This is a genomic window from Brevundimonas sp., assembly GCF_041688735.1.
Lineage (GTDB): Bacteria > Pseudomonadota > Alphaproteobacteria > Caulobacterales > Caulobacteraceae > Brevundimonas.
Genome location: NZ_JBDNHO010000115.1, coordinates 88,750 through 97,526, shown reverse-complemented (window position 1 = coordinate 97,526; position 8,777 = coordinate 88,750). Strand labels below are relative to the sequence as shown.

Genomic DNA, 8,777 nt, shown 5'->3' with positions numbered 1-8,777 from the left:
TGCGAGCCGCCGCCGAGACCACAATGACGGGCCTCTGGGACCGCATCGGCGATATCCTCAAGGCCTTCACACCCCAGGAATGCGCCAACTACTTCCGGCATGATGGCTATACGTCAACTTGAGCGGCGAACGCTCTAGCGCTGCTTCAACCGAACAGGGATAGTCGTGCAGGAGACGGGGTTCATGCGGATTCGGAAAACGGACCGCGTCACGATGCGCCGAGATCCAAACCCTTCCGGCCAGCCGGAAATACCCTCGAAGGAGACCTGAGATGGCGCCTGAAAAATCCGACGAGGCAGAAAAGTCGGGGCGAGCATCATGAATCCGAACAGGGCGCTGTGGGAGAAAGGCGACTTCACCCGGATTGCCGCCGCTATGCGGGAGAGTGGTGAGGCTCTGATCGAGAGCTTTGGCGTAAAGGTCGGCATGGACGTTCTCGATCTGGGCTGCGGCGATGGCACGACCGCCGTTCCGGCGGCGCAGCGCGGGGCCAATGTCCTCGGCGTCGATATCGCCCAAAACCTCGTCTCTGCCGGCAACGCCCGTGCGGCTGCGGCGGGACTCGATAACCTCCGGTTCCAGGAGGGCGACGCATCGGATCTCCGCGATCTTGCCGACGAGAGCTTCGACCTCGTGGTAAGTATGTTCGGCGCGATGTTCGCGCCACGTCCGTTCGATGTGGCGAAGGAAATGGTGCGAGTCACACGCAGTGGGGGCCGCATAGTCATGGGAAACTGGATTCCCGGAGATCCGACGCTGATTGCTCAGGTTCTAAAAACCAGCGCTGCCTACACGCCGCCGCCGCCTGAGGGATTCATCAGCCCGGTGACGTGGGGGGGTTGAAGACAACGTTCGTGAGCGCTTCGCAGCAGCGGGCGTTCCAGCGGACAATATTGTTTGTGAGCGCGCGACCTACGTCTTCAGCTGCGCCGGTCCGCCGCGCGAGCTGCTTCAGACCTTCAAACACTATTACGGCCCGACGATGAACGCGTTCGACGCGGCCTCCAAGGATGGCAGGGCCGACTCGCTCGAGACCGACTTGACGCAGTTATTTGAGGCTCATAACCGCCCTGGCGCAAACGCCACGGACATACCCGCAACCTTCCTCAAGGTCGTCGCCACAAAGCCGTAGATCAGTTCCCTACCGTCCGGCCCAGCCGGAATCACATCGAAGGAGATATGAGATGACGCCTGCAAGAGTCCTGTTCCTCGCCGCCGCCACACTGGCGACGACCGCCTCGGCGCAGACGCCCGGGCGTCCGCTGCACATCGCCCATGACGACCCAGCTGTGGCGTGGTCGGGCTGTCCGGCCGTCTTCCCGCAGGGGTGCGAGCTCACGATCCTGCACGGCGACCCGGGTCAGCCCGGCGCCGACGTGATGCTGCGCATAGCACCGGGCCAGACGCTGCCCGACCATCGCCACTCCAGCGCCGAACGGATGATGCTCGCCGCCGGCCTTCTGGCGGTTAAATATCGCGGCGTCCCCGAAACGACCCTACGGCCCGGCGACTATGCCTATGGTCCAGCAAACCTCCCGCATCGGGCCACCTGCGTCAGCGACGAGCCCTGCGTTCTGTTTATCGCCTTCAACGGGCCGGTCGATGCAGTGCCGGTGGAGGGAGGTGTCGATTAGGGTCGCCGACCCGGCCACCGCGCACGAGCCGCAGATCTGCCGGGCAGATGGGCTTGTAGATCTCTGAACCTTGGGCTGCCCTTCCGAAAGGCGGCCCAAGGTCAAATGCAGACGCTCCGCCCTGCCCTCTGCGACTAAGCGCTACTCTTGGAAGTGGACCGGCTGAAATTGCGTACCGAGTCAGCGGCCGTCGTTGGATTCGCGCGAGGCGAACGTCTGCAACCCACCTGAAGCGATCGCTCTTTGCATCTCTTGCTCATGGCCAAATTAGCTATAACTTTTTCTGCTCCTGACGACAAAGTTTATCGATTATCTTTGTCAGAACGGCAGGCATAGCCTCTCCCCAAACAAGAACCCCCGGGAGGACACCATGGACGGAAACGCAGGCGGGCCATCGCCCCTGAACGATCCGAAGAAGGAGCCGGCGGCGCTGCGCAGCCTGCTGGGGCGGACCAACCGCGACTGGTGGCCGAACCAGCTGGCGATGGACATCCTGCACCAGCAGGGCCGGTCGGGCGATCCGATGGGCGACGGCTTCAACTATGCCGAGGCCTTCAAAACGCTGGACTATGCGGCGGTCAAGCGCGACCTGACCGCCCTGATGACCGACAGCCAGCCGTGGTGGCCGGCGGACTATGGCCATTACGGCCCCTTCTTCATCCGCATGGCCTGGCACTCGGCGGGCACCTATCGCACCGGTGACGGGCGCGGCGGAGCGGGCGCGGGGCAGCAGCGTTTCGCACCGTTGAACAGCTGGCCGGACAACGGCAACCTGGACAAGGCGCGGCGGCTGTTGTGGCCGATCAAGCAGAAATACGGGGCCAGCCTGTCGTGGGCGGATCTGATGATCCTGGCCAGCAATGTCGCCATCGGGTCGATGGGCGGGCCGGTGTTCGGCTTCGGCGGCGGCCGGGCCGACGTGTGGGAGCCCGAGAAGGACGTCTACTGGGGCACCGAGGAGCGCTGGGTCGGTTCAGAGGGCAATGAGACCCGCATCCAGCCAGACAAGCAGATGCTGTTGGAAAGCCCCCTGGCGGCGATCCAGATGGGGTTGATCTACGTCAATCCGGAAGGTCCGGGCGGCGTGCCCGAGGCGCTGCAGTCGGCGCGCGACATCCGCGAGACCTTCGCCCGCATGGGCATGAACGACGAGGAGACGGCCGCCCTGACGGCGGGCGGCCACACATTCGGCAAGGCGCACGGGGCCGGCGACGCCTCAAAGGTCGGGATCAGTCCCGAGGGCGCGGACATCGCCCAGCAGGGCATGGGCTGGATCTCGGGTCACGAGAGCGGCATCGGCGACCACACCATCACCTCGGGCATCGAAGGCTCGTGGACTCCGACCCCGATCCGATGGGACATGAGCTATTTCGACATGCTTCTGGACCACGACTATGAGCTGGTCCGCAGCCCTGCCGGGGCCAAACAGTGGCAGCCGGTCGGCAATCCGCCGGAGACCCTGGCCCCCGCCGCACACACGTCGGGCAAGCGCGTGCCGACGATGATGACCACCGCCGACATGGCGTTCAAGGTCGACCCGGACTACCGCAAGATCATGGAGCGGTTCCGGGCCGATCCGGCCCATTTCGCCGACGCCTTCGCCCGCGCCTGGTTCAAGCTGTGTCACCGCGACATGGGGCCCAAGGTCCGCTACCTCGGGCCGGAAGTCCCGGCCGAGGACCTGATCTGGCAGGATCCGATCCCCGCGCCGTCGGGACCGGTGATCGACTCCGGCGACATCACTGCGCTGAAGGCGACGATCGCGGCCTCGGGCCTGTCGGTGGCGGAACTGGTCACGACGGCTTGGGCGGCGGCGGCGACCTACCGCGGTTCGGACAATCGCGGCGGGGCCAACGGCGGGCGTCTGCGTTTGAGCCCGCAGAAGGACTGGGAGGTCAATGAGCCGGCGAAGCTGGCCAGGGTGCTCAACGTCTACGAAGGCATCAAGGCCGCGTCCGGCACTTCCGTCTCAATCGCCGACCTGATCGTGCTGGGCGGCTCCGTCGGGATCGAGCAGGCGGCCAGGGCGGCGGGTCATGCCGTCGAGGTCCCGTTCACGCCGGGCCGGACCGACGCCTCGCAGGACCAGACCGACGTCGAGGGCTTTGCGGTGCTGGAGCCCAAGGCCGATGGGTTCCGCAACTATCTGCAGGTCCGGTTCAACGTGCCGACGGAAGAACTGCTGGTCGACCGGGCGCAACTGCTGGGCCTGACGGCTCCGGAGATGACGGTGCTGCTGGGCGGCCTGCGGGTGTTGGGCGCAAACTATCAGGACTCGAAACAGGGTGTGCTGACCGATCGTCCGGGGCAGCTGACCAAAGACTTCTTCGTCAATCTGCTGGACATGAAAACGGGCTGGAAGAAGGTTGACGGCGAGGGCGACGAGACCTTTGTCGGCACCGACCGGATCACGGGTGAGAGCCTGTGGACCGCGACGCGCACCGATCTGGTGTTCGGCTCCAATTCGCAGCTGCGGGCGTTGTCGGAAGTCTATGCCTCGGCCGATGCGGGGGCGAAATTCGTGCGTGATTTCGTGGCCGCCTGGACCAAGGTGATGAACCTGGACCGGTTCGACGTCGCATAGGGTCCGATACGGGCGCGAAGATCCTTCTCCCCTCTGCGGGAGAAGGATTGATCAAGGCAGCCGATTGTCTTTGATTTTGGGATAGCGAAACCCTATCTGGCCCGCATGCTCCCCACCCTCCGACAGCTCCAGTATCTCAAGCTCCTCGCAGAACACGCCTCGTTCAGCCGCGCGGCCGAGGCGGCGCATGTCAGCCAGCCCGCCTTGTCGGCCGGGGTGCAGGAACTGGAGCGCATTCTTGGCGCGACGGTGGTCGAGCGGACGCGTGGCAATGTCCAGCTGACCGCCGTCGGCCGCGAGGCGGTCAAGCGGGCCGAGGATGTGCTGGCCCGCGCCGAGGATCTGGTCGAGGCGGCCAGGAACGCCGGCAAGCCGCTGTCCGGCCGCTTCCGCCTCGGCGTCATCCCGACGGTCGCCCCCTTCCTCCTGCCCGCCAAACTGCCCGGGCTGGCCGCGGCCTATCCGGGCCTGCGCCTGTTCATCCGCGAGGATCTGACGCCGCGTCTGGTCGCGGGACTGAAGGCCGGTCATCTTGACGCCGCGGTGATCGCACTGCCCTATTCCGCGCCGGGCATCGACCACGCCCGCATCGGCGACGACGAGATCATGGCCGTGGCCCCCGTCGGCCATGCCCTGGCCGGGGCCGGCCCCATCCCGCCCGGTTCGCTGCGCGCGCAGGACCTGATTCTGCTGGAGGACGGCCACTGCCTGCGCGACCAGGCCTTGGCCGCCTTCGACATCGACCCGCCCAAGGGCGACGACGTCTTCGCCGCCACCTCGCTGCACACGCTCGTCCAGATGGTCTCGTCCGGACTGGGCGTCAGCTTCCTGCCCGAGATGGCGGTGCGCGCCGGCCTGGCCGACATGCCCGGCGTCGTGGTCCGGCCCATCGCGGCCGTCGCCCCAAGCCGCGAAATCGTGGTCGCCTGGCGCACCGGCTCCAGTCGCGCCGGTGAGGCCGCACTGCTGGCCGAGGCGCTCACGCTGGACTGATGATCCTCGCCGGTCCGCCGGTGGTTCCCCCTCCGGGGAGAGGCGATCGCATCCTACGCTGACAGACACACCACCTGCGCCACCCGCAGATCGCGGCGCATCTCGTCGGCGACAAGACCATAGTTGTCGACGGTGATGGCCCGCCCCGTCAGCGGCTCGTCCGCCGTCTGCACGCCGCGAATGGCTGGGCCATAGGTGTCGGGCGCCGTCGTGTAGATTCGTCCCCGGCGCGGGCTTTCGGCGATGGTCACGCCCACGGCCCGGCCTTGCCGGTCCAGCACCGGCGCGCCTGACAGGCCCGACAGGGTGCCGCCCAGACCGTCCGTCCGCCCGACCTCGGCCCAGGCCAGCACGGGCTCGTCGCGTTGACCGCTCCCACGCACCCTCAGCGTCTCGCGTCCCAGCAAACGCGAGGTGACCTCGCCCGCGCGAGCCTGCGGGAAACCGGGATGGAAGGCGCGCTGGCCCGCGCGCAGGCCCTCCATGGTCATCACCGGCACGGCGGGAGACCCGCCCTGGGTCAACAGCACGGCGATGTCCGCGCCCGGGGCCAGCCGGACGTCGGCGGCCACCGCGCGGCCGCCACCGATCATTATGGCGGGCCGTCGACAGCCCTCGACCACATGGCGCGCCGTGACCCACTGGCCATTGCGTGAGATCGAGAAGGCCGTGCCCGACGAAGGCTGGAAGGGAATGTCCGGCGCATTGACCGTCACCGCCGGATCGAACGGCGTGACCGGCCCCAGCAGGGCGCCCTCGGCCTCGTCGGGCAAAGGCGGCGCGGGCGGTGCGTCGGCGTTCTCGCGACGGTTCAGCGAGACGAGGATCAGGGCTCCCAGCACCGCGCCGTAGATCAACCAGTCGGGCGGGCGGGCCATGGCCTCACCCCGTCAGGGCGGCGGCGAGGATCAGGGCGGTGGACAGCTTGGCCCCGACCAGCAGGACGGCGGCGGCCACCTCGCCGTCGCGGATGCGCTGGGGCAGGCCGGTCAGCAGCAGATCGACGACGCGGAAGGCCAGCAGTTGCAGCACCACCGTCGCCACCCCCCAGATGGCGATGTCCCGGACCGAGGTCGAGACGCTGAGGCTGACCGCCAGCGGAATGGCCAGCCCCAGCAGGATCCCGGCGAAGGCCACGGCGGCGGCGGAGTTGCCCTCGCGGATCAAGGTGATTTCCTTCCACGGCGTCAGCAGGGCGTAGATCAGCGCGCCGCCCAGCATCAGGCTCAAGGTGACGCCCAGATGGGCCACGGTCGTGGGAAAGCCGGAGGCGAAGGCCTGAACCTCGGCGCTTTCTAGAACGGTGGAGAGGGACGAGGAGTCCATGGCGATCCAGACGACGGAGACGCCCAAACGCTTGCCCCATTGCCGCCCCAGCCCGCAAGCGCGCCGGCGCCACACCCGGTCAAGAACTGTGACGAGGTGTGTCGGGGGGGTGTGATTAGTGGTTAGTGGTCGTCGGGGCGTCCGTCCCGGCTTGGCGGGAGAGCGCTGCGCTCGCAGCGTTCCAAACACTAATCACTAACCACTAATCACTCCGCTCACGCCGCTTCAACCGCAGCCTGTTCCGCCTTTCGCAGCGTCGAGGCCCGGACCTTCTCGCTCTCGGACTTCAACTGGCCACAGGCGGCGAGGATGTCACGGCCGCGCGGGGTGCGGATCGGTGAGGCGTAGCCTGCCTTGTTGAGGATGGCGGCGAACCGTTCGATGGTCTTCCAGTCCGAGCATTCGTAATCCGTCCCGGGCCACGGATTGAACGGGATCAGGTTCACTTTGGCGGGGATGCCCTCGATCAGCTTCAGCAGGGCGCGGGCCTCGTCCGGGCTGTCGTTGACGCCCTTCAGCATCACATATTCGAACGTCACCCGACGGGCGTTGGACAGGCCCGGATAGGCGCGGATGCCGGCCATCAGCTGGTCCAGCGGATATTTCTTGTTCAGCGGCACCAGCACATCGCGCAGGGCGTCGTTGGTGGCGTGCAGGCTGATCGCCAGCATGGCCTGTGTGCGGGTCCCGAGCGGCTCCAGCTGCGGCACCACGCCCGAGGTCGAGACCGTGATCCGGCGCCGCGACAGGGCGATGCCCTCATTGTCCGAGATGATGTCGATCGCGTCGGCGACGTGGTCGAGATTATACAGCGGCTCGCCCATGCCCATGAAGACGATGTTGGACAGGCGGCGGTCTTGCTTGGGCGACGGCCATTCGTCCAGGTCGTCGCGGGCGACCTGGACCTGGGCCACGATCTCGGCGGCGGTCAGATTGCGGACCAACGCCTGGGTGCCGGTGTGACAGAAGGTGCAGTTCAGGGTGCAGCCGACCTGGGACGACACGCAAAGGGCGCCGGCGCGGCCAACATCGGGGATGTAGACGGTCTCGATCTCGATGCCCGGGGCGGTGCGGATCAGCCATTTTCGGGTGCCGTCCTGCGACACCTGACGCTCGACGATCTCGGGTCGGGCGAGGGTGAAGGCGGCGGCCAGTTTTCCTTGAGTGTGCTTGGCCACATTGCTCATGGCGGCGAAGTCGGTGACGCCGAAATGGTGGATCCAGCTCCAGACCTGCGAGGCCCGCATCTTGGCCTTTTCCGGCGGGCAGACGTCGGCGTCGATCAGCGCCTGGCGCAGACCCGCGCGCGTCAGACCGGAGAGGTTGACGGGGGCCGGCGGCTTGGCGGTCGTGCGCGAAAGGTCGAGCGTGAGGCTCAAGGGTCGGTCCTGCGGGAGAGGGAGACGGGGCTTATACCACAGATCGTGCGGTTTTTTAGGCGGGGTGCCCACCGGACCTTTCTCCCGTTGGGAGAAGGTGGCGCGGAGCGCCGGATGAGGGTCGGATGGGTGAAGCGGCGAAGCCGCCCCCGACAGCCGCCCCTCTCCCTTTCGCGCAAGCACGACGGCTTCGCCCCCGTGCGCTTAAGCCCTCTCCCAACGGGAGAGGGTCAATCGTCGGCGCCTTCGATCTCATCAATCCGGTCGTCGTCGATGCCGAAATGGTGGCCGATTTCGTGGATCAGGACGTGGGCGATGATCTCGGCCAGGCCGACGTCGCCGCGCTCGCACCATTCGTCGAGGATCGGGCGGCGGTAGAGGAAGATGCGCGAGGGTTCGGCCGCGGGGCCCATCTGGTCGCGCAGGCCGATGTCGACACCGTGATACAGACCGGTCAGCTCGAACGGGTCCTCCATCTCCATCAGCGCCAGAGTCTCGTCGTCGGCGAAGTCGTCGACTCGGATCACCACCTCGCCGGCCAGCGAGCGGAACGGATCGGGCAGGGCGTCGAAGGCCTCGCGCGCCAGTCGGGCGAAGTCGTCGAGCGAGGGGGCGGGTTGGTCGGTCCAGGTCATAACGATGCGGCTTGGTGGTTGGTGAATAGTGGCGAGTGGCGGGTGGCGGGTGGGGGGTGATTAGTGGTTAGTGGCGAGTGCGCGGCCGTTCCAGGGCGAGCCCGCAGAGCCAACCTCAATCACTAACCACTAACCACTAATCACCCCCCACCCGCCACTCGTCACTCGTCACTCGCCACTACCCGCCGGCCCGCCATGCGTTATGGTTACCGAATCAGGCGCGGGA

8 protein-coding genes are annotated in these 8,777 nt (G+C 66.9%); 4 read left to right on the top strand and 4 right to left on the bottom strand.

Translation table 11 applies throughout. The features are described from left to right. Nucleotides 1–318 precede the first annotated feature (318 nt). The 4 genes from ACESMO_RS12415 to ACESMO_RS12400 all read left to right on the top strand — a co-directional run bounded on the left by ACESMO_RS12415 (nucleotide 319) and on the right by ACESMO_RS12400 (nucleotide 5,211). On the top strand, nucleotides 319–843 hold the full coding sequence (locus ACESMO_RS12415; RefSeq protein ID WP_372708458.1) for a class I SAM-dependent methyltransferase: 525 nt from the start codon (nucleotides 319–321) through the stop codon (nucleotides 841–843). A 341-nt stretch (nucleotides 844–1,184) separates the two neighbouring features. Further along, nucleotides 1,185–1,634, top strand: coding sequence for a cupin domain-containing protein (locus ACESMO_RS12410; protein WP_372708457.1), 450 nt, complete (start codon nucleotides 1,185–1,187; stop codon nucleotides 1,632–1,634). A 370-nt stretch (nucleotides 1,635–2,004) separates the two neighbouring features. Continuing rightward, a complete protein-coding gene (katG, locus tag ACESMO_RS12405; RefSeq protein WP_372708456.1) occupies nucleotides 2,005–4,218 on the top strand; it encodes a catalase/peroxidase HPI in 2,214 nt (737 codons plus the stop codon). 105 nt (nucleotides 4,219–4,323) lie between these two features. Beyond that, nucleotides 4,324–5,211 (top strand): hydrogen peroxide-inducible genes activator, encoded by an 888-nt coding sequence (locus ACESMO_RS12400; protein WP_372708455.1) that lies wholly within the window; start codon nucleotides 4,324–4,326, stop codon nucleotides 5,209–5,211. Nucleotides 5,212–5,264: 53 nt separating this feature from the next. On the opposite strand, the gene ACESMO_RS12395 is transcribed toward ACESMO_RS12400, so the two are convergent. The 4 genes from ACESMO_RS12395 to ACESMO_RS12380 all read right to left on the bottom strand — a co-directional run bounded on the left by ACESMO_RS12395 (nucleotide 5,265) and on the right by ACESMO_RS12380 (nucleotide 8,551). Continuing rightward, nucleotides 5,265–6,089 (bottom strand): serine protease, encoded by an 825-nt coding sequence (locus ACESMO_RS12395; protein WP_372708454.1) that lies wholly within the window; start codon nucleotides 6,087–6,089, stop codon nucleotides 5,265–5,267. A 4-nt stretch (nucleotides 6,090–6,093) separates the two neighbouring features. After that, entirely contained in the window at nucleotides 6,094–6,537 is a 444-nt protein-coding gene (locus ACESMO_RS12390) for a DUF350 domain-containing protein (protein ID WP_372708462.1), read from the bottom strand. A 215-nt stretch (nucleotides 6,538–6,752) separates the two neighbouring features. Next, entirely contained in the window at nucleotides 6,753–7,916 is a 1,164-nt protein-coding gene (rlmN, locus tag ACESMO_RS12385) for a 23S rRNA (adenine(2503)-C(2))-methyltransferase RlmN (protein ID WP_372708453.1), read from the bottom strand. A 230-nt stretch (nucleotides 7,917–8,146) separates the two neighbouring features. Next, a complete protein-coding gene (locus ACESMO_RS12380) occupies nucleotides 8,147–8,551 on the bottom strand; it encodes a metallopeptidase family protein (RefSeq protein ID WP_372708452.1) in 405 nt (134 codons plus the stop codon). Nucleotides 8,552–8,777 lie beyond the last annotated feature (226 nt).